The following is a 19,713-nucleotide window of genomic DNA, read 5'->3' as shown; positions in this document are numbered from 1 at the left end:
GGGCTTCGATGACAGATCGAAAGTGATGCAGATGGATTGGGATAAGCTCAGAATATTTCACGCGGTGGCCGATGCAGGCAGCCTGACTCATGCGGGTGACAAGTTGAACCTGTCGCAATCGGCGGTCAGCCGGCAAATCCGTGCGCTGGAGGAATCGCTGCATTCCACCCTGTTTCATCGCCACGCGCGCGGCCTGATTCTCACTGAGCAAGGCGAACTTTTGTTCGACGCGACGAAGGCCATGACCAAGCGCCTCGATGCCGCAGCTGCGCGTATCCGTGACAGCGAGGAAGAGGTGTTCGGGGACCTGCGGGTCACAACGACGTTCGGGTTCGGCACGCTCTGGCTTGCGCCGCGGCTGGCCAAACTCTATGAGAAATACCCTGATCTCAAGATCGACCTGATGCTTGAGGAACGCGTGCTCGATCTGCCCATGCGCGAGGCCGACGTGGCAATCCGCATGAAAGAACCAAGCCAGGCGGACCTGATCCGCAAGCGCCTGATGCAGGTCACAATGGGGCTATACGCATCCCGCAATTACCTCGATCGGAATGGCACTCCGGAGAGCGCCGAGGATATCGCCGATCACCGGCTGATCTGTCAGAACGAAAGCGCCGCGCAGGTTGGAGCCTCGGCGCAGCTTGTTCGGCACCTGCTGACGTTCTCGCCGCAGTCTCTTTTGACCGTAAACAACTATTTCGGCGTGCTGCAGGGCGTGCTGAACGATCTGGGAATCGGTGTTCTGCCCAGCTATGTGACCGAGGATTTCCCGGATCTGGTGCCGGTCCTGCCCGAGACCGCCACTGCCGATGTGCCCGTATTTCTTGCCTACCCGGAAGAATTACGGCACTCCAAACGCATTGCCGCCTTCCGCGACTTTGTTCAGGATGAAATCATTTCACATCGCAAGCAGTTGCGGGAAATGGGAAAAATCTGACTCCCTACCCACTTGGCACCTGAGGTATGCTTGCAACGCATAGCGGAAATGCTGCGAGTGCGACATGATAAACCTTGATCGGGCTGAATGTGATGCCTAAATCAACTCATGAAGGCGATGATGCTTATACGCTCATCATCTTCATACCTCCCTGTTGGACTTCGGCCGAGCTTAGTGCTCGGCCTTTTTTTTGACTGCGAACCAGGAATTGCCCATTTCCTCAACAATTTGGCTAGGCCAAGGTTCGGTCCTTGGCTATGTTTGGAAAAAATTGTTTCCGGGGACAGAATTCATGACCTTTCCGATCCGCGCGCTTTTGGCCAGTGTTTTCGCGCTGCTACTGTCACTTGCAAGTTTCTCTGCACCGCTTCAGGCACAGGTGCCGGTTACCGGCAGCGCTTCCGCACCCGCCGACACCGCACCGGTTGTTCCTGAGGACCTGACACCCGATCAGGTCGACGATCTCGTGGCCCGCATGTCCGACGATCAGGTCCGCGCCCTGTTGCTCGACCGTCTTGATGCAGTCGCCGAGGAACAGGCGGCAGTGTCTGCCCCGCCCGAAAGCATCTTCAAGCGCATGTCAAAGCTGGCGGCCACCATGTTCGCTTCTTGGGTCGACGTCGTGATGAAAATCCCGGCGCTGTTCAGCAACCAGGTCCTAGCCTTCTCGAACTTCGTTTCGACATTCGGCGGTGCCGGACTGCTCAGCCTGTTCGGCTTTACCGCACTGGCACTGGCACTTGGATACGCGGCCGAAAAAGCCACCGAGTTTGCGACCCGCCGCTGGCAGGGCAAGCAAACCTCGCAAGGCGGCGACGACCTGCGCAGCGCTGTAAGCTTCCTGTTCCGCCGGTTCTGCCGTGAACTGTTGGGGCTGGTGGTGTTTTATGCGGTCCTGACCTTTGTGGGCCGCAGGGTTCTCGATCAACAGGAAATCGCCTTTGCCGCCCCTTTTGTGCTGTATCTGATCTGGGTTCCGCGGCTCGGTGCCGCCATTTCCCGCTTTGTTCTGGCACCACACCGGTCGGATCTGCGGCTGGTCAATGTGAACGACCACTGGGCCACTTACCTCTACCGAAATCTCATCGGTCTGTTCATCCTGATCGGCTTCTTGCTTTTTATCCTTACGTTCAACGCGCTCAACGGAATTTCCGCTGCTGATACCCGGCTCGGGTTCTGGTTGAACACGGGCATCCACATTTATATTGCGGTGATTGCGTGGACCGCGCGCGAAGGCCTTACGCAGATGATGCTGGGCACCGACCCCGACCGCTCGGAGTTCGACGTCAAGGTGTCAAACGCGTTCCCCTATTTCGCGATCGGCGTTTCCGCAGCAACCTGGCTGGCAGTCGAGGCGATGTCTGCCGTCGGCGACCCCGAAACGATGCAGCGTCTTCTTCAGGGCGCGCATTATATCACCATGTTCTGGCTGCTGGTCGCTCCGGCGCTTGACACCCTGATCCGGGGACTGGTGCGCCACCTGCTGCCGCCAATGATCGGCGAAGGTCCGATTGCCGAACAGGCCTACAGGGCCACCAAGCGCAGCTATATCCGCATCGGCCGGGTTCTCGCGGGGATCTTTATCGTCCTGCAAATCGCCGGTGCCTGGGATATCGACCTGCGCAACATGGCCGCGGTCGGCGTTGGAGGTGACTTTGGCGCGGCTCTGATCGAATTCCTGATGATCGTGGCGGTTGGCTATATCCTCAACGAGGTTGTCTCGCTCTGGATCAACCGCCGGCTGGCCAAGGAAATGACCGCCGCCGGAGCCACGCAGGATGAAGAAGCCGGAGAAGGCGGCGGTGCGGGCGGATCGCGGCTGGCAACCGTCCTGCCGCTGTTGCGTGTTTCTGCGCAGGCTGCCATTGCGGTGATTTTTGCCCTGCTGGCCCTCGGGGCGATCGGCATCGACATCACGCCGCTTCTGGCCGGTGCCGGCATCATCGGTCTGGCCATTGGCTTCGGCGCACAGAAGCTTGTGACAGATATCGTATCGGGCATTTTCTTCCTGATCGACGATGCCTTCCGCGTCGGCGAATATGTCGATGTGGGCGGGACCACCGGAACGGTCGAAAAGATCTCGATCCGGTCCATGCAGCTACGCCACCACAGAGGACCAGTCCACACGATCCCCTATGGCGAGATCCCCAAACTGACCAACTACAGCCGTGACTGGGTCATCATGAAGCTCAAGTTTACCGTGCCGTTCGACACCGATCCCAACAAGGTCAAGAAGATCTTCAAGAAGATCGGCGCCGAGATGATGGAGGATCCGATTCACAAAGATGGCTTCCTGCAACCGTTCAAGTCGCAGGGCGTGTTCGACTTCGACGATGTCGGCATGATCATCCGCGGCAAGTTCATGGCCAAGCCGGGAACCCAGTTCACGATCCGCAAAGAGATCTATAACCGGGTCAAGACCGCCTTCAAGGATGCCGGCATCGACTTTGCCCGCCGTGAGGTGCGCGTGGCGATCCCGGGTCTGGAAGAAGCCGAACACCTGACCGAAGAACAAAAGGCCGCCATTGGAGCCGCTGCCGGAGAGGCCGTGAACCAGCAGGTAGAACAGGCCGAACAGGACTCCGGCAAGAAGTAGCATCAGACGCAGACGCTTTGACATGCTATCACCGCCGCGGGGACCCTTCTCGCGGCGGTTCCTCGTTGCGGATCACACCGGCTTCGTGCTCCCCCTTCCCTCTGCCTTCGGCATGGCCTAAAAGGCGCGCAACATCTGCCAGCCTTGGGGACAGAAAACACGATGCAGGAACCCGCCATCACGCCCGAACTGATCGAAGCACATGGTCTCAAACCCGAGGAATATGACATGATCCTCGAGATCATCGGGCGCGAACCCAGCTTTACCGAGCTTGGTATCTTTTCGGCCATGTGGAACGAGCATTGTTCTTACAAGTCGTCCAAGAAATGGCTGCGTACCCTGCCCACCTCGGGCCCGCAGGTCATCTGCGGCCCCGGTGAAAACGCGGGCGTGGTCGATATCGGTGACGGTCAGGCCGTTGTCTTTAAAATGGAAAGCCACAACCACCCGTCCTACATCGAGCCCTATCAGGGTGCGGCAACCGGCGTGGGTGGAATCCTGCGCGACGTGTTCACCATGGGGGCTCGGCCGATTGCCTCGATGAACGCGCTCAGCTTTGGCGAACCCGATCATCACAAGACACGACAGCTCGTCAACGGGGTGGTCGAAGGGATCGGCGGTTATGGCAACTGCTTCGGGGTACCCTGTGTGGGCGGAGAGGTCCGTTTCCACCCTGCCTATAACGGCAATTGTCTGGTGAATGCCTTTGCGGCCGGACTGGCCGACAGTAACAAGATCTTTTACTCGGCGGCGTCCGGCATCGGCATGCCCGTTGTCTATCTGGGTGCCAAGACCGGGCGCGACGGCGTCGGTGGTGCCACAATGGCCAGCGCCGAATTCGACGACACGATCGAGGAAAAGCGCCCCACTGTTCAGGTCGGCGACCCGTTCACGGAAAAGCGCCTGATGGAAGCAACGCTTGAGCTGATGCAGACCGGCGCGGTGATCTCCATTCAGGACATGGGCGCTGCTGGCCTGACCTGCTCAGCTGTCGAGATGGGTGACAAGGGCGGTCTCGGTGTGCGGTTGGATCTCGAAAACGTTCCGCAACGCGAAGACAACATGACCGCCTACGAGATGATGCTGTCGGAAAGCCAGGAGCGCATGCTCATGGTGCTCAAGCCCGAGCTCGAGGCCGAGGCCCGCGCGGTTTTCGAGAAATGGGATCTCGACTTCGCCATTGTTGGCGAAACCATCGCCGAAGACCGCTTCCTGATCATGCATAACGGCGAGGTAAAGGCCGATCTGGTGCTCTCGAAGCTCTCCTCAACCGCACCGGAATATGATCGTCCGTGGGTTCCGACACCCGAGGCCGAAGAGCTGGCGGACGTGCCACGGATCGATCCGATTGATGGGCTGCGCGCCCTGCTTGCTTCGCCCAACTATGCCGGAAAGCAATGGGTGTACGAACAGTATGACACGATGGTCATGGCCGACACCGCCCGCACGCCGGGTCTGGGCGCGGGCATGGTGCGTGTGCATGGCTCCGACAAGGTTCTTGCCTTTACCTCCGACGTGACCCCGCGCTACGTGCGGGCCAATCCGGAGGAAGGCGGTAAACAAGCGGTGGCCGAAGCCTACCGCAACCTGACCGCGGTGGGCGCAAAACCGCTGGCCACCACCGACAACCTGAATTTCGGAAATCCCGAAAAACCCGAGATCATGGGGCAGTTTGTCGGCGCCATCAAAGGAATCGGTGCCGCTGTGGCCGCGCTCGACATGCCGATCGTTTCGGGCAATGTCTCGCTCTACAACGAGACAGACGGTCAGGCGATCTTGCCCACCCCCACCATCGGTGCTGTCGGCTTGCTGAGTTCGGCAGACGATATCATCGGAACCGAGGTCCGCGACGGGCATATCGCCCTGCTCTTTGGGGAAACCACCGGCCACCTTGGCCAATCAGCCCTGCTCGCCGAAGTGTTCAACCGCGAGGACGGGGATGCCCCGCATGTGGATCTGGCCGCCGAGGTCCGCATCGGCGATTTCATCCGCGCCAACCGCGAGATGATCAAGGCCTGTACCGATCTGGGTGATGGTGGTCTGGCGTTGGCCGCCTTTGAGCTGGCCGAGGCCGCCGGCATCGGCGTGCAGCTCGATGAGGCGCCCACCGAATACCTGTTCGGCGAAGATCAGGGCCGCTATCTGGTGGCCTGTAATTTCGATCAGGCCGAGGCCCTGATGATCGCAGCCGGTCAGGTCGGCGTTCCGATTGCAGCTGTCGGCCGGTTTACCGGCGACACCGTCAAGATCGGCTCGTCCGAGGCGCCGCTCTCGGAGCTCCAAGACACGTTCCGGTCAAGTTTTGCCGACGCGGTGGCCTGACCCCGAGCAGACAGCCCCCTGCATCAAGTTCACGGCGCGTCGGCTCAACCCGGCGCGCCTTTGACATTCCGCGCAGAGTGACCCCAGGCAGTCTTGCTCTTCTCTTGCACCCCCCCGCGCATCGCTCTACATCTTGAAGCAGTTTTTCAGGAGAAACCTTCATGCCGATGAGTGCACACGAGATCGAACATCTGCTTCGCGAAGCCTTTCCCGACGCGGAGATTCAGGTCGGCGGCGACGATGGCGTTCACATGTCTGCCATGGTGGTAGACGAGAGCTTTCGCGGCAAGAACCGGGTGCAACAGCAACGGGCCGTCTATGCGGCGCTGAAGGGCAAGATGGACGGCTCGAACGGCGAGTTGCACGCACTGGCTCTGACGACCAAGGCGCCGGACTAGGCCGGGCGGGCGCGACCATGAGCGGCTGGCTCGCCTGGATCGCCGGGGGCATTGCCTCCGTCGTGGTTGTCGCGGCGCTGATCGAGGCCTATGTGAAGCGAAACCGGAAACGATCGCTGGTCGATATGCGCCCTGACCCAGCCAAGCTGAAACGCCGCCCTTGGGAAGTGGATGGCGTGACAAAGGTGCAGATCGACAGCGACAGTGAAGAGATGAGAGTTGAGGCGCAAAACCGGCCTCGAAACGAACACCGCGCCAAGGGCGCAGAGAACAAGGAAACGCAACATGAGTGACGCAAAAACCCGGATCGACGATACCATAAAGGCCAATTCCGTGGTGCTTTACATGAAAGGCACCAAGGAAATGCCGCAATGCGGGTTCTCAAGCCGCGTGGCCGGTGTCCTGAACTACATGGGCGTCGACTATACCGATGTGAACGTGCTGGCCGACGAGGAAATCCGTCAGGGGATCAAGGATTTCTCAGACTGGCCCACCATCCCACAGCTTTATATCAAGGGAGAGTTTGTCGGCGGTTGTGACATCATCACCGAGATGACCCTGTCGGGCGAGCTGGACACCATGTTCGATGCAAATGGCATCACCTATGACAAGGATGCCGCCGACAAGATCCGCGAAGCCAACAGCTGATCCGAATGGCGCTTGAATAAGCCGTCAGGAACTGGCGCCGTGAAAACCAAAAAAGGCCGAGGCGAATGCTTCGGCCTTTTTCTTTGGTTTTTCGCGATTTACGAGGCGGATCTTTCTTCGATCTGATCGGCCAGCGCCTCGGCGCGGGCTGCCAGTTCGGCAAGCGTGTCGGTCACTGAAGGCGGCACAACCGCAACTTCAATCTTTTCCGGCTCGGGTGCCGGTGCGTCCCGCAGATTGTCGAGCTCGGCCTGCAACTCGGCCAACTGCGCCTCGGTTTCACGGATCCGATCTTCGACAGCGGCGGTCTTGTCAGCCAGCATCAGCCCGGCCATCAGCAGCATCCGTGCCTCGGGCATCCGGCCGATCTGATCCGACAGCACTTGTGCTTCGTCATCAAGCATCTTTGCTGCTGACAGCAGATAGCTTTCCTCGCCCTCCTGACAGGAGACTTCAAACCCACGGCCACCAATCTGAATGGTCACTTCAGGCATTACGCTTCCTCCCCTTCTGGCAGATTGGCCTGCGCCAGCAACGGCTCGAGCCGGGCCAGTATGGCGGCCGCTTCCGCGGCATCCGTTGCCCGGACGGCCCGCAAAGCATCCAGCTCGGACAGCATTGCCTTGTTGATCAGATGCGGCTCGCCAACACCGGCTTCGTTCGCCTCGCGCAGTGCGGTAATGGCTTCGCGCAGCTGATCGTTGGACTGTCGCAGCCGCTGAATATCCATATCCAGCTTGCCGGTAACTTCGGCCTGCGTCACCCGCTCGGCGCGAAGCATCTCCAGCTCGGCTTTCAACGGCTGCGGGTCTTCAACCGCGGCAAGCTGTTCGTTCAATGCAGAATTTTCGGATTGCAGCCGTTCGACCTCGGCGCTCTGATCCTGCGCCTTCAGGGTCTCGATCTCTGCCTCAAACGCTTCGATCTGGCTGCGATCCTCAAGCTGTGCCTTCAGTTCCGCGATCTCGGCCTCGGCCGCGTCCCGGGCGCTTTCGGCCTCTGCCTTTTGCTCCAGCTGTGCCTTGAGCCCGGCAATCTCGGCTTCAAGTTCCGCGCTGTCCGCCTCTCCGTGGGTGTCCTGAAGCGCGGCCAGCTCTTCCGCGTGCCTGGCTTTCAGTGACTTCAGGCGTTCCTCAAGCTGAGCATTGGCCAGCTTCTCTTCTTCGAGCGCCGCCGCGACTTCGGAGAAATTTTCCGCATCCCCCTCCGCCGCGCCGCCAGAGTCATCCGTCAACATGTTTGCGGATTGCTCCGAAAGCACGTCAAGCCCTGTGCTGATACGCTCCATCGCTGCCGTGATACGGCTTTGCAGGTCCTCGATCTGGCTCATGCCCCTCACCTTCCCGTGCGTTATGTTCTTGCACTTTCGCGTGTTTTTCCACGCGACCGCCCCGGAACACGCCACCCTGCATCTGCGGCGAATCGGATCCGGGCCGATCTGATGTTCAGTCTACTCAATGCCGAGGTAAATTACCCCCTCTTTGGTTTCAACCACTTGCAGCCCTGACCTGATGTGATCCGCATCTATGCGCAGGCTAGTGCTTGCTATTTGGGGCATGGCTGGTATTGAGCGGCCAATCTGCCGATTTCCAAAGGAATGATCTGCCGTGGACCTGACCGCCCTGCGCAAAGCAAACCCCGATCACTGGACCAAAGCCACCGCCATCCGCACCCTGACGCTGGATGCCGTCGCCGCCGCCAATTCCGGCCATTCCGGCATGCCGATGGGCATGGCCGACGTGGCAACGGTGCTGTTCGAAAAGCACCTGAAATTCGACGCCGCCAATCCGACCTGGCCGGACCGCGACCGGTTCATCCTGTCGGCAGGGCACGGGTCGATGCTTCTTTACTCCCTGCTCTATCTGACCGGAAACCCCGAGATCACTCTGGAAGAAGTGAAGAACTTCCGCCAGATGGGCGCAAAAACCGCAGGTCACCCCGAGAATTTCCTCGCCAAGGGAATCGAGACCACAACCGGCCCGCTTGGCCAGGGGATCTCCAACGCCGTGGGCTTTGCCATGGCAGAGGAAATCCAGCGCGCCCGTTACGGCAAGAAGGTGGTGGATCACTATACCTATGTCATTGCCGGTGACGGCTGCCTGATGGAAGGCGTCAGCCAAGAGGCGATCGGCCTTGCCGGGCGGCACGAACTGGGCAAGCTGATCGTGTTCTGGGACAACAACAACATCACCATCGACGGCACCGTGGACATTGCCGACCGCACCGATCAAGTGCGTCGTTTCACGGCTTCGGGCTGGCAAGTGATCGAGATTGACGGGCATGACCCGCGCGCCATCGACGCCGCGATCACCCAGGCCAAGACCTCGCGGAAACCGTCGATGATTGCCTGCAAGACGCATATCGCGTTGGGCCATGCCGCGCAGGACACCTCCAAGGGTCACGGTGCGCTCACCGACGGGGACCAGCTGCTGGCCGCCAAAGGCGCCTATGGCTGGGATCACGGCCCCTTTGAAGTGCCCGCCGACGTGAAATCCGAGTGGGAGGCCATCGGCGCCCGCGGCGCGGCCGACCGTGTGGAATGGGAAGCCCGCTTTGCCGAGATCTCCGAGCGCAAGCAGGCCGAGTTCAACCGTCAATACGCGTTCGAGGCGCCCAAGAAGCTGTCCGGCGCAATCCGGTCGCTCAAAAAGCAGGTTGCCGAAGATCAGCCCAAGCTGGCCACGCGCGCTGCGTCGGAAAAAGTGCTGGAAGTGGTCAATCCGATCATGACCGAGACCGTTGGCGGTTCCGCCGATCTGACCGGATCGAACAACACCAAGACCGGCGATCTCGGCGTGTTCCTGCCCGAGAATCGCAAGGGCCGCTACATCCATTGGGGTATCCGCGAACACGGTATGGCCGCCGCAATGAACGGCATGGCCCTGCATGGCGGTATCCGTCCCTATGGCGGCACATTCATGTGCTTTACCGATTATGCCCGCCCCGCCATGCGCCTTGCCGCGCTGATGCAGATCCCCAGCGTCTTTGTAATGACGCATGATTCGATCGGTCTCGGCGAAGATGGTCCGACCCACCAGCCGGTGGAACATCTGGCAATTTCACGCGCGACCCCGAACACCTATGTGTTCCGTCCCGCCGACACGGTCGAAACTGCGGAAAGCTGGGAGCTGGCGCTGACCTTCAAGGACAGCCCTTCGGTGCTGTCGCTGACCCGTCAGGGGCTGCCCACTGTGCGGACCCAGCACAAGTCCAAGAACCTGACCGCTCAGGGCGGCTATGTGCTGGCCGATGCCGAGAACAAGCGCCGGGCGATCCTGATCGCAACCGGTTCCGAAGTGGCCATCGCACTGGAAGCCAAGGCGCTGCTCGAAGCCGAAGGGATCGGTGTCCGCGTGGTCTCGATGCCTTGCATGGAACTGTTCGCCGAACAGGACGAAGCCTATCGCAAGCGCGTGCTGCCGGCAGGCCCGGTCCGCGTTGGCATCGAGGCGGCTGTCCGCGATGGCGGCTGGGATCGCTGGCTGCTGGGTGAACGCGGACGCGAAGCTAAGGCCGGTTTCATCGGCATGGACCGCTTTGGTGCCTCTGCACCGGCCGGCGAACTCTACGAGAAATTCGGCATCACCGCTGCGGCCACCGTCGCAAAGGTCAAGGACCTGCTGGGCTGATATCCGGCCAAGAAAGCGCTACGCAGCCCCGGCCAAGCGCCGGGGCTTTTCTTTTTCAGAATCTTTTTTGACCGGATCGTCGCTCAGACGAAAATCACCACCGACTGCATCCCGTCGACCACCAGATCCCCGTCAGTGTTCCACATTCGCATGACCTGCGAACTGTAACCATCGCTTCCTGCGGTCAGTTTGCTTTCGACCATCCACCACCCATCGCGGGTTCGGGGAGCATCGGCCAGCAGGTTGCAGATCCAGTTCACCGAAGAATTCGGTCCCGGCTGGCTGAGCATCGGGAACACGGCTGGCGGCAACAGATCAGCAATAGCGATCAGCCCCTCAATACTGCCATGCATCTCCGGATCCCGATGGCGTGCCCAAACCCGCAAATAGCCGCGATCCGAGCCGGAAAACGGCAGATCACCTTCGATCATCCGCATCTCGAAATTCTCAAAGAATGTCGCAGCGCGGCGCTGAGCACCGGGGGATAGATAGGCCGCTGCGTCCTCGGGGGCGTCCGCTTTGGGTGCCTTCAACCCAAACGCCACCTGACTTTTCTGCGCCCGGCCAAAAGAAAACATTGCCGCAGCAGCGACCTTACCACCGATTTCGGCGCGGGCGTTCACCGTGGTCACGTTCCGGCCCTGCCGCAGGGTTTCCGCCCTGATCGTCGGCGGTTCTGCGACCGGAGCCGTGAAATTGATCAGCGCCGACCGCAGCGGCGGCAGGTCTTCGTGACCACGCCGGGCCGCAGCCAGTAAAAGCGCCGACGTAAAACCGCCATAGGCGGTCCTGCCCTGCGTCCAGTTCGCAGGAACCGGAAAGCTCAACCCGCCATCGAGGGGTTCAGCCGCATTCAGAACCTCGGAAAGCAATAGCCCGGCCATGCGTGTCCTCCTGTCTCACCCGGCCGACAATATCGGTGGAACCCGACCCGGCCAGCGATAACCTCACGTCACGGAATTACAGGCCGTCAATGCGCGGCCGGTTTGCCGGAGACGGTGCTCCAGAGCGGCAGGATGATCTTGGTGGTCAGCGGGATCAGAACCATCCCCCAAGCCAGCCCCAGAACACCATCCATCGTTGCCTTGGCGATCCACTCGACCACCGCTGTCCACCCGGCAGGAACGGAGTGACCAACGGCATAGGCGATGTCGTGGATGTGATGGCCCAGCCAGCCAAAGCCAAGCTCTTCGAGACCATGAACCAAGATCGATCCACCCACCCACAGCATCGCGGCAGTGCCAACGATCGACAGGATCTTGAGCAGCACCGGCATGAACCGCACAAGCCCCCGGCCAAGTCCGCGTCCAATTCCTGTGCGTGAGTTGTTGGCAAGAAACAGCCCGACATCGTCCATCTTCACGATCAACGCAACAGACCCGTAAACAGCAATGGTCACACCCAGACCGACAACCGCCAGCGTCGCGGCCTGCATCCAGACATTCGGGGCCTCGATGGCCGACAGGGCAATCGTCATAATCTCGGCCGACAGGATGAAATCGGTCTTGATGGCCCCTTTGACCTTCTTCTCTTCCAGATGTCCCGGATCCTGAATCGACATGTCCTGTTCGATGTGTTTGTCACCATGGGGGAACAGGACGTGAAAGATCTTTTCGGCGCCCTCGAAACACAAATATGACCCGCCCAGCATGAGCAGAGGCGTGATCATCCACGGGGCGAAATTCGCCAGCAGCATCGCCACAGGCAAGAGCAGCACCAGCTTGTTGAATATGGATCCCCGGGCAATCCGCCAGATGATCGGAAGTTCCCGTGCCGGGGCGAATCCCTGCACATATTTCGGGGTCACGGCGGCGTCGTCGATGATCACTCCGGCGGTCTTGGCCCCGGCCTTGCCCGCCGCTGCCGCCACATCGTCAACCGATGCCGCCGCCACCTTGGCGATCCCCGCCACATCGTCCAGCAAAGCCAGAAGTCCGCTCATGTGTTCGCCCCTAAGACTGATTTGCCGGATCCCGATCCTGCCAATTCATAGCCGGGAATGCGATGCAGGTTAAGCCCTCGTCCGCGGGATTTGCCATGCAAGGTCAGCAAAGGAAAAACTTGCGGAAAACCACAAGCAGCGGTTTGCGCGCTTGGAAATACTCAGGCAGGCCCCCGCGCAATCTCCACCGCTCTGGCAAGTCCGAGACAGGATTCCGGATCGATGCGCCTTGACGGGTTCACTTCGAATGGCCGCAAAGACTGCCCTGTTAGCGCAACCGCGCCAAGTTTGCGCTAACAGGTTATTAATGCGGCGCTTTTGCCCTTTCTGAACCCCGCCTGCCCGTCTATATCGCCCGCAACCCGCACGAGTTTGGAGACGCATCATGACCATCAAGGTTGGCATCAACGGATTTGGCCGCATCGGCCGCTGTACCCTGTCGCATATCGCAGCCTCGGGCCGCGACGACATCGAGGTGATCAAGGTCAACGCAACCGGCCCGCTGGAAACCGCCGCCCACCTGATCAAGTATGACAGTGTTCATGGCCGCTTCCCCGGCGAGGTTACCATCGGCGACGGCACCATGAACCTGGGCCGCGGCGACATGCAGATGTTCTCGACCTATGACCTGAACGAGCTGGACTGGTCGGGTTGCGATGTGGTGTTGGAATGCACCGGCAAATTCAACGACGGCACCAAGGCAAATGTGCATCTTGATCGCGGCGCCAAGAAGGTTCTGCTGTCGGCACCGGGCAAGAACGTCGACAAGACGATCGTCTTTGGTGTCAACGACAACGAACTCGAAGCCGGTCACACGATGATTTCCAACGGTTCGTGCACCACGAACTGCCTTGCTCCGATCGCCAAAGTGCTGGACGAGGCCGTGGGCATCGAGCACGGCATCATGACCACCATCCATGCCTATACCGGTGACCAGCCGACGCTGGACCGCCGCCACAAGGACCTTTACCGCGCCCGTGCCGCGGCCATGTCGATGATCCCGACCTCGACCGGAGCCGCCAAGGCGCTGGGAGAGGTTCTGCCGGGCCTCAAAGGCCGACTGGACGGATCGGCAATTCGCGTGCCGACCCCGAATGTCTCGGCTGTTGACCTGACCTTCCGCGCCGCGCGCAATGTGACCGCCGAAGAAATCAACGAAGCGGCAAAAGCCGCTGCAGAGGGCGCCATGAAAGGTGTTCTGGGCTATGAGCCCGCGCCGCTGGTTTCGACCGATTTCAACCACACTCCGGAAAGCTCGATCTTTGCCCCGGACCAGACCCGCGTTGTGGATGACCGCATGGTCCGGATCCTGGCGTGGTACGACAACGAATGGGGCTTCTCGGTGCGTATGGCCGATGTGGCCGTTGCCATGGGCAAGCTGGGCTGATCCGCGCCCTAACCGCTTGAGATCAGACGCCCGCTCAGGTTATCTGGGCGGGCGTTTTTCTTGGAACCGGAACAGCATGACCAATCAGATCGCAATTTGGCTCGGGTCTTTCATCATCGCCGCGCTGGTCATCGATGTTGCCTTCTTTGGCACCGAGCACCTGATCTTTCTGGGAAAGAAGCTTTTTGAGTTCCTCGAATGGATCGCTTTTTGGCGCTGAATCTCAACTGACCTGCCGGATATCTGACCGCATCCTGCTCTGCCAGACAAGCAGAGCATCAGCCCAACCTGTCCTCTAGCGCGGCGTGAACCGGTGGCGTGACGAATTTCGACACATCTCCGCCGAGCCGTGCAATTTCCTTGACCAATTTGCTCGCGATGGCCTGCCGGCGCGCATCAGCCATCAGGAACACCGTTTCGACACTATCGTCCAACGCCCGGTTCATTCCGACCATCTGGAATTCATATTCAAAATCCGCGACCGCGCGCAGGCCCCGCACGATGATCTGGGCGCCGACATCATGGGCGCAATCGATTAGCAGGTTCTCGAACGGATGGGCCACGATTTCGGTACCAGTTTGCGCCGACAGTTCGACGCATTCAGCTTCGATCATCGCCACCCGCTCCTCGAGCGAAAAAAGCGGACCCTTGTCCCGGTTTATCGCCACCCCGATAACCAGCTTGTCGACGAGTGCTGCAGCCCGCCGGATAATGTCGATATGCCCCAGTGTGATCGGATCAAAGGTTCCCGGATACAATGCGGTTCTCATAATGCTCCTCTAAACTCTTGTCTTGCTCCGTCGGGGCAGGTCTATACGCGCAAAGCCCCGAAAGCCGCCACTGGCGTCCCTGTCCCAGTTTGATTGGTTCGCGGTTTCGGACGTTCAGGTATCAGTGGCCCATGATCATGCCTTGCAGCGCGTCCTTTTCCATGGCCAGTTGCGAAAGCTGTGCCTTGACCGCATCGCCCAAGGTCACGATACCAACCAGTTTGCCATCCTCGACAACCGGCATGTGGCGAAACCGACCTTCGGTCATTCGTGTCAGCACATCTTCGGCGCTATCCTCGCGGGTGCACGTTACCAGTTTGGTCGTCATGTAGGCGCTGACACTCTGGTCGAGACAGCCACTTCCCTCTTTGGCCAGTTCCCGCACGATATCGCGCTCAGATAGGATGCCGTCGGCGGTCTGGCCGTCATCGGATGAGACAACAACGGTGCCGATACGCTTTTCCGACAGGATCCGGGCGGCATCCGAGACCTTTGCATCCGGGGCCAATGTCACAACTCCGGAACCGGCTTTGGACTTCAAGATCTGCTGGACCAGCATACGCAATACCTCCACGAAATTCTGTCGTTTCGAAAAGCGTTGCCGTAATGAATGATCAAGTCAACCGGGGTTTTCAAGCCTCGCGACCTCTTCGCGCAGGCCATCCACAAGCGCCTCGGCAAAGCGATTGAGCCGTTCGCTGCGCTGGTCCCCCTGATGACGGACCAGATAAAAGCTTCGGGTCAGGCTGATCTCGTCGGCCAGCACTTTACGCAACGGCCTGTGCGAGGGGATGGTGAAATCATGCGCCACTGCCAGCCCTGCCCCCTGCACCACCAGCTTCAACTGGACAGGCACCGAATTCGACGCCAATTGAACTCTTTTGACCCCCAATTCGTTGAGATAGTCGAGCTCTGCATCGAAAATCATGTCAGGGATATAGCCGATGAACGGGCGCCCGATCAGGTCTTCGGGCCCGTTGATGGGGTCACTGTTCACCAGATAACGCCGCGAGGCGACCAGATGCAGCTTGTAGTCGGTTATCTTCTGCACCAGCAGCTGTCCGGCGGTGGGAGGGCTCACCGTGATCGCCATATCCGCCTCACGCCGCGACAGATTGACCACCCGTGGCTGGGCAACGATCTGGATGTCCAGATCCGGGTTTTCTGATGCGATCCGCGAACAGACCTGCGGCAAGAGGTAATTGGCACAGCCGTCAGGTGCGCCGATTCGGATTTGACCCGACAGGGTGTCGCTGGGTCCAGCCAACGCCTCGCCTGCGGCCCTCATCGCCTGTTCGGCCTGTTCTCCGTGGACAAGCAGACGCTCTCCGGCGGCGCTCAGGGCATAGCCCTGAGGCGATTTGACGAACAGCGAGGTCTCCATCGAGGCTTCGAGCCGGGCAATCCGCCGCCCTACCGTGGCCGGATCCAGTTTCAGGATACGCCCCGCACCGGAAAGGCTTTCTTCGCGCGCCACTGCCAGAAATACCTTCATATCGTCCCAATGCGGATCCATTGTGCCCTCTTCTCTCTGCGGAATTGCAAAACCTTTTTGAGATGTTGCCTCTGTTCAGGTGAATTTTGCAAGCCTATCCTACCCGAGAAATTGCCGCGCCACAGCTTTCTGTGGTGATTTTTACTTCTGGAGGAGTCCGATGCAGGAACTGACCCATTACATCAACGGCGAACATGTCAAAGGCACGTCCGGCCGGTTTACCGACGTCTTCAACCCGGCCACGGGTGAGGTTCAGGCCAAATGTCCGCTGGCCTCGACCGAAGAAATGGAAAAGGCCGTCGAGATCGCCGCAGCCGCTCAGCCGGCCTGGGCTGCCACCAACCCGCAACGCCGCGCCCGCGTCCTGATGAAGTTCGTTGATCTGCTGAACCGCGACATGGACAAACTGGCCGAGGCCCTGAGCCGCGAGCACGGCAAGACGCTGCCGGATGCGACTGGCGATGTTCAGCGCGGTCTGGAAGTGGTCGAATACTGCATCGGCGCACCGCAAATGCTGAAGGGTGAATTCACCGACAGCGCCGGACCGGGCATCGACATGTACTCGATGCGTCAGGCCTTGGGCGTGACTGCGGGCATCACGCCCTTCAACTTCCCTGCCATGATCCCGATGTGGATGTTTGCCCCTGCGATCGCCTGTGGCAACGCCTTCATCCTGAAACCGTCCGAGCGTGACCCCTCGGTTCCCCTGATGCTGGCCGAACTGATGGAAGAGGCCGGTCTGCCCAAGGGCATCCTGCAGGTCGTCAATGGCGACAAAGAAGCCGTGGACGCGATCCTTTACAACGACACCATCCAGTCGGTTGGGTTTGTCGGCTCGACCCCGATCGCCGAATACATCTATGGCACCGGCTGTGCTCAGGGTAAGCGCGTTCAGTGTTTTGGCGGGGCCAAGAACCACATGATCATCATGCCCGACGCGGACATGGATCAGGCCGCAGATGCGCTGGTGGGAGCCGGTTACGGTGCCGCAGGCGAACGCTGCATGGCAATCTCGGTTGCCGTTCCCGTGGGTGACGAGACCGCCGACCGGCTGATCGAAAAGCTGGTTCCGCGTGTCGAGGCGCTCAAGGTTGGCCCCTATACCGCCGGCAATGACGTGGATTACGGTCCGGTTGTGACCGGTGCGGCCAAGCAGAACATTCTTGGCCTCGTGCAATCCGGCATCGATCAGGGCGCCAAACTGGTCGTCGACGGCCGCGACTTCTCGCTACAGGGGTACGAAGATGGCTTCTTTGTTGGACCGCACCTGTTCGACAACGTGACCCCGGACATGGACATCTATCGCAAAGAGATCTTTGGCCCGGTTCTGTCCACAGTGCGTGCCAAGTCCTACGAAGAGGCTATCGGTCTGGCGATGGACCACGAATACGGCAACGGCACCGCAATCTACACGCGCGACGGTGACACCGCCCGCGACTTTGCCAATCGCATCAATATCGGCATGGTCGGCGTCAACGTTCCGATCCCGGTTCCGCTCGCCTATCACACCTTTGGCGGCTGGAAGAAATCGGCTTTCGGCGATCTGAATCAACATGGTCCGGATGCGTTCAAATTCTACACACGCACCAAAACCATCACCGCCCGCTGGCCTTCGGGCATCAAGGAAGGCGGCGAGTTCTCGATCCCGGTGATGGAGTAATCCACGTTTTTGCGTGACACTCGGCACAATGAAAAAAGCCCCGGAGATCCTCCGGGGCTTTTCTTTATGGATCCGTATCGCAAAGTTAGCCGACTACGTTGTGGCCCCGCCCTCGCATGCAATTCTTAACCACGGATTCACGCTGCTTGTTCTTCTGGACAGCATCTCCCGTGATGCCTGCAATCAGGCCAACTGCGGCAGCTTCGGCAAGATTGTCACTGTTTCCGTTCCAGATCACCGACGACGCCCCGGCAACCGCTGCACCGGTGGCGGCGGAACCCGCTGTGTTTCCGTCGACAGTCGGAGACGATGCGGCCAGTGACTGGCAAGCGGCCAGATCGGCCTCGTAGGCCGGTCCGACCGGCCCATCTACAACGGGTTTGTAATTTGCGCCGGAATTGGCACATCCCGCGACAAGCAGAACAGCCGGGGCGATACCGAAAAAAGGTGATCTGATCATCTTGCGAACTACCCTCAGAGTCTTGAAATCTTAATAAATTTGGCCGCCACGATATGTGGGCTTCCTCCCGGTTACCACATCCCGAAACCTTGTCGGCAAAGAACTGCCTGCGTTGACGGAAACGTGTGTGGCGTTCATTTGACGCTCTGCGTATGTTCCGCGAAACAAGCGAGAACCGCAAGAGGTCCAGAGCATGTCGAATTCCCGCCTTACCCGCCGTGCCACGCTGCTCGGTGCAGTCTCTGCGCTGGCAACTCCGACGCTGCTGCGCGCGCAAAGCACCGATGCCTTCCCGCAGGTTGAGGATCCGATCCGCGAGCAGACCCCGGTTCGGCGCAACATCTCCTCGTTCCGGCAACAGAATTGGCAGGACCATTTCGAAACGCTTGGTGTTGGATGTCTGCTGGCTGACATATCAAGCCGCGCTGTGCATTACTGGGGCGGCGACGGGCAAACCTATCGGCTCTACCCTTCATCCGTGCCGATGACCGAAGAGCTGACAAAGCGTGGTTACACCAAGGTTGTGCGCAAAGCCCGAAACCCCAGTTGGACACCTACAGCCTCGATGCGGGAACGTGATCCGACCCTGCCGGAGCGCATGGAGGGCGGTGCCGGCAACCCGCTCGGCACCCGTGCCATGTATCTGACATGGCCGGCCTATCTTGTGCATGGCACCCACGACACCCGAAAGATCGGGCGACAGAGTTCGTCGGGATGCATCGGCCTTTATAACCAGCATGTCGAAGAACTTTATGAGATGGTTGAGGTCGGAACGCAGGTGTTGCTGCTCTGACCCACGGCGGAACGCATTGGGTTCTGCCACACCTTCACAAAAACTATAGTGGCAGTCGCGGTTGCCACCTGTCGATTGGGCTATGCAGTCATTTGACCGGGAATGTCAGGCCCAGTGTCAGAGTGGCATCGACACCGTCCCCTCCGGCCGGGATTGCCTGCATATACAGATAGTGGAACCGGGCCTGCACGCCCGCTATCGGCACCATGTCACCAATCGAATGTCCGAATTGATCGCCATTTCCCGGATACCACGCCAGCGCCCCGAACAGCTCCAGCCCCCAGGCTTCGGTCCGGATCAGCGGATAAGCTGCGGACACCGCCGCCGAGCCGTCGCCATAGCTGTTTCGAAACGCCCCGACGGTCAGGTCGAGCCGGTTTTTCCACATGAGGTTGGTCCATGTCAGAAACAGGCCGGGGTTGAACTCCTCGAAATCCCGCGTTGCGCCCAGATGTTCCGAGCCAAGCAGGATATTGATCCTGTCCGGCCCTGCCCGGGTTTCCGAGGCACCGACCCAACCAGCCAGCAGCGCAGCCAATGCGCCCGCCCGCCAAATCGCTTTCATGGCTATAATCCTGTTCTCTCAAACTGCTCATTGGCGCATGCCCGGCTTTGCCGCCGGATCTGGCCTTAGGTTCCCATAACACAAAATTTGGACCAGACTAAGGCGTCCTTA

20 protein-coding genes are annotated in these 19,713 nt (G+C 59.9%); 11 read left to right on the top strand and 9 right to left on the bottom strand.

Annotated features, from left to right (window positions below):
• Positions 1-31 precede the first annotated feature (31 nt).
• The 6 genes from ACP15U_RS12585 (at position 32) to grxD (ending at position 6,901) form a co-directional block, all read left to right on the top strand.
• The gene (locus ACP15U_RS12585; RefSeq protein WP_425045493.1) at positions 32-937 is read left to right on the top strand and encodes a LysR family transcriptional regulator; all 906 of its coding nucleotides are present in this window, start codon (positions 32-34) and stop codon (positions 935-937) included.
• A 292-nt stretch (positions 938-1,229) separates the two neighbouring features.
• The gene (locus ACP15U_RS12580) at positions 1,230-3,533 is read left to right on the top strand and encodes a mechanosensitive ion channel family protein (RefSeq protein WP_425045492.1); all 2,304 of its coding nucleotides are present in this window, start codon (positions 1,230-1,232) and stop codon (positions 3,531-3,533) included.
• A 162-nt stretch (positions 3,534-3,695) separates the two neighbouring features.
• Positions 3,696-5,855: a phosphoribosylformylglycinamidine synthase subunit PurL gene (gene purL, locus ACP15U_RS12575; RefSeq protein WP_425045491.1), complete on the top strand. Its 2,160-nt coding sequence runs from the start codon at positions 3,696-3,698 to the stop codon at positions 5,853-5,855.
• 161 nt (positions 5,856-6,016) lie between these two features.
• The gene (locus tag ACP15U_RS12570) at positions 6,017-6,253 is read left to right on the top strand and encodes a BolA/IbaG family iron-sulfur metabolism protein (RefSeq protein ID WP_425045490.1); all 237 of its coding nucleotides are present in this window, start codon (positions 6,017-6,019) and stop codon (positions 6,251-6,253) included.
• 17 nt (positions 6,254-6,270) lie between these two features.
• Positions 6,271-6,546: a hypothetical protein gene (locus ACP15U_RS12565; protein WP_425045489.1), complete on the top strand. Its 276-nt coding sequence runs from the start codon at positions 6,271-6,273 to the stop codon at positions 6,544-6,546.
• A complete protein-coding gene (gene grxD / locus ACP15U_RS12560; protein WP_425045488.1) occupies positions 6,539-6,901 on the top strand; it encodes a Grx4 family monothiol glutaredoxin in 363 nt (120 codons plus the stop codon). The genes ACP15U_RS12565 and grxD overlap by 8 nt, the downstream gene beginning before the upstream one ends.
• Before the next feature lie 98 nt (positions 6,902-6,999).
• Here grxD and ACP15U_RS12555 read toward each other — a convergent pair whose 3' ends face one another.
• On the bottom strand, positions 7,000-7,395 hold the full coding sequence (locus ACP15U_RS12555; RefSeq protein WP_425045487.1) for a cell division protein ZapA: 396 nt from the start codon (positions 7,393-7,395) through the stop codon (positions 7,000-7,002).
• Entirely contained in the window at positions 7,395-8,231 is an 837-nt protein-coding gene (locus ACP15U_RS12550) for a hypothetical protein (RefSeq protein ID WP_425045486.1), read from the bottom strand. The genes ACP15U_RS12555 and ACP15U_RS12550 overlap by 1 nt, the downstream gene beginning before the upstream one ends.
• Before the next feature lie 277 nt (positions 8,232-8,508).
• Between ACP15U_RS12550 and tkt the strand changes: the two genes are divergently transcribed.
• Positions 8,509-10,530: a transketolase gene (gene tkt / locus ACP15U_RS12545; protein ID WP_425045485.1), complete on the top strand. Its 2,022-nt coding sequence runs from the start codon at positions 8,509-8,511 to the stop codon at positions 10,528-10,530.
• A gap of 83 nt (positions 10,531-10,613) precedes the next feature.
• Here tkt and ACP15U_RS12540 read toward each other — a convergent pair whose 3' ends face one another.
• Positions 10,614-11,414, bottom strand: coding sequence for a thioesterase family protein (locus ACP15U_RS12540; RefSeq protein WP_425045484.1), 801 nt, complete (start codon positions 11,412-11,414; stop codon positions 10,614-10,616).
• Between the two features lie 86 nt (positions 11,415-11,500).
• The gene (locus tag ACP15U_RS12535) at positions 11,501-12,472 is read right to left on the bottom strand and encodes a DUF808 domain-containing protein (RefSeq protein WP_425045483.1); all 972 of its coding nucleotides are present in this window, start codon (positions 12,470-12,472) and stop codon (positions 11,501-11,503) included.
• Positions 12,473-12,857: 385 nt separating this feature from the next.
• Here ACP15U_RS12535 and gap point away from each other — a divergent pair, with 385 nt between their 5' ends.
• Both gap and ACP15U_RS12525 read left to right on the top strand, forming a co-directional pair.
• Entirely contained in the window at positions 12,858-13,859 is a 1,002-nt protein-coding gene (gap, locus tag ACP15U_RS12530) for a type I glyceraldehyde-3-phosphate dehydrogenase (protein ID WP_425045482.1), read from the top strand.
• 76 nt (positions 13,860-13,935) lie between these two features.
• Positions 13,936-14,079: a hypothetical protein gene (locus ACP15U_RS12525; protein ID WP_425045481.1), complete on the top strand. Its 144-nt coding sequence runs from the start codon at positions 13,936-13,938 to the stop codon at positions 14,077-14,079.
• Between the two features lie 58 nt (positions 14,080-14,137).
• Here the strand turns inward: ACP15U_RS12525 and coaD are convergent, their stop codons facing one another.
• From coaD to ACP15U_RS12510, 3 genes are all read right to left on the bottom strand, one after another.
• Positions 14,138-14,629: a pantetheine-phosphate adenylyltransferase gene (gene coaD, locus ACP15U_RS12520; RefSeq protein ID WP_425045480.1), complete on the bottom strand. Its 492-nt coding sequence runs from the start codon at positions 14,627-14,629 to the stop codon at positions 14,138-14,140.
• 121 nt (positions 14,630-14,750) lie between these two features.
• A complete protein-coding gene (locus ACP15U_RS12515; RefSeq protein WP_425045479.1) occupies positions 14,751-15,188 on the bottom strand; it encodes a CBS domain-containing protein in 438 nt (145 codons plus the stop codon).
• A 60-nt stretch (positions 15,189-15,248) separates the two neighbouring features.
• Positions 15,249-16,145: a LysR family transcriptional regulator gene (locus tag ACP15U_RS12510; RefSeq protein ID WP_425045478.1), complete on the bottom strand. Its 897-nt coding sequence runs from the start codon at positions 16,143-16,145 to the stop codon at positions 15,249-15,251.
• Positions 16,146-16,284: 139 nt separating this feature from the next.
• On the opposite strand from ACP15U_RS12510, the gene ACP15U_RS12505 reads away from it, so the two are divergent.
• Positions 16,285-17,784, top strand: a complete 1,500-nt coding sequence (locus ACP15U_RS12505) for a CoA-acylating methylmalonate-semialdehyde dehydrogenase (RefSeq protein ID WP_425045477.1) — start codon at positions 16,285-16,287, stop codon at positions 17,782-17,784.
• An 85-nt stretch (positions 17,785-17,869) separates the two neighbouring features.
• Here the strand turns inward: ACP15U_RS12505 and ACP15U_RS12500 are convergent, their stop codons facing one another.
• Positions 17,870-18,244: a glycine zipper family protein gene (locus ACP15U_RS12500; RefSeq protein WP_425045476.1), complete on the bottom strand. Its 375-nt coding sequence runs from the start codon at positions 18,242-18,244 to the stop codon at positions 17,870-17,872.
• A gap of 193 nt (positions 18,245-18,437) precedes the next feature.
• Between ACP15U_RS12500 and ACP15U_RS12495 the strand changes: the two genes are divergently transcribed.
• Entirely contained in the window at positions 18,438-19,037 is a 600-nt protein-coding gene (locus ACP15U_RS12495) for a L,D-transpeptidase (RefSeq protein WP_425045475.1), read from the top strand.
• An 88-nt stretch (positions 19,038-19,125) separates the two neighbouring features.
• Here ACP15U_RS12495 and ACP15U_RS12490 read toward each other — a convergent pair whose 3' ends face one another.
• Positions 19,126-19,602, bottom strand: coding sequence for a hypothetical protein (locus ACP15U_RS12490; protein ID WP_425045474.1), 477 nt, complete (start codon positions 19,600-19,602; stop codon positions 19,126-19,128).
• Positions 19,603-19,713 lie beyond the last annotated feature (111 nt).

This window comes from Primorskyibacter sp. S87, from assembly GCF_049801055.1.
GTDB lineage: Bacteria > Pseudomonadota > Alphaproteobacteria > Rhodobacterales > Rhodobacteraceae > JBNAGF01.
The sequence above is the reverse complement of the archived record's forward strand: the minus strand, read 5'-3'. Positions and strand labels throughout refer to the sequence as shown.

Bases quoted from the DNA above. Each gene is read 5' to 3' on its own strand.
- ACP15U_RS12585 (WP_425045493.1), top strand. From the start codon at position 32: ATGGATTGGGATAAGCTCAGAATATTTCACGCGGTGGCCGATGCAGGC.
- ACP15U_RS12580 (WP_425045492.1), top strand. From the start codon at position 1,230: ATGACCTTTCCGATCCGCGCGCTTTTGGCCAGTGTTTTCGCGCTGCTA.
- purL (WP_425045491.1), top strand. From the start codon at position 3,696: ATGCAGGAACCCGCCATCACGCCCGAACTGATCGAAGCACATGGTCTC.
- ACP15U_RS12570 (WP_425045490.1), top strand. From the start codon at position 6,017: ATGCCGATGAGTGCACACGAGATCGAACATCTGCTTCGCGAAGCCTTT.
- ACP15U_RS12565 (WP_425045489.1), top strand. From the start codon at position 6,271: ATGAGCGGCTGGCTCGCCTGGATCGCCGGGGGCATTGCCTCCGTCGTG.
- grxD (WP_425045488.1), top strand. From the start codon at position 6,539: ATGAGTGACGCAAAAACCCGGATCGACGATACCATAAAGGCCAATTCC.
- ACP15U_RS12555 (WP_425045487.1), bottom strand. From the start codon at position 7,395: ATGCCTGAAGTGACCATTCAGATTGGTGGCCGTGGGTTTGAAGTCTCC.
- ACP15U_RS12550 (WP_425045486.1), bottom strand. From the start codon at position 8,231: ATGAGCCAGATCGAGGACCTGCAAAGCCGTATCACGGCAGCGATGGAG.
- ACP15U_RS12540 (WP_425045484.1), bottom strand. From the start codon at position 11,414: ATGGCCGGGCTATTGCTTTCCGAGGTTCTGAATGCGGCTGAACCCCTC.
- ACP15U_RS12535 (WP_425045483.1), bottom strand. From the start codon at position 12,472: ATGAGCGGACTTCTGGCTTTGCTGGACGATGTGGCGGGGATCGCCAAG.
- gap (WP_425045482.1), top strand. From the start codon at position 12,858: ATGACCATCAAGGTTGGCATCAACGGATTTGGCCGCATCGGCCGCTGT.
- ACP15U_RS12525 (WP_425045481.1), top strand. From the start codon at position 13,936: ATGACCAATCAGATCGCAATTTGGCTCGGGTCTTTCATCATCGCCGCG.
- coaD (WP_425045480.1), bottom strand. From the start codon at position 14,629: ATGAGAACCGCATTGTATCCGGGAACCTTTGATCCGATCACACTGGGG.
- ACP15U_RS12515 (WP_425045479.1), bottom strand. From the start codon at position 15,188: ATGCTGGTCCAGCAGATCTTGAAGTCCAAAGCCGGTTCCGGAGTTGTG.
- ACP15U_RS12510 (WP_425045478.1), bottom strand. From the start codon at position 16,145: ATGGATCCGCATTGGGACGATATGAAGGTATTTCTGGCAGTGGCGCGC.
- ACP15U_RS12505 (WP_425045477.1), top strand. From the start codon at position 16,285: ATGCAGGAACTGACCCATTACATCAACGGCGAACATGTCAAAGGCACG.
- ACP15U_RS12500 (WP_425045476.1), bottom strand. From the start codon at position 18,244: ATGATCAGATCACCTTTTTTCGGTATCGCCCCGGCTGTTCTGCTTGTC.
- ACP15U_RS12495 (WP_425045475.1), top strand. From the start codon at position 18,438: ATGTCGAATTCCCGCCTTACCCGCCGTGCCACGCTGCTCGGTGCAGTC.
- ACP15U_RS12490 (WP_425045474.1), bottom strand. From the start codon at position 19,602: ATGAAAGCGATTTGGCGGGCGGGCGCATTGGCTGCGCTGCTGGCTGGT.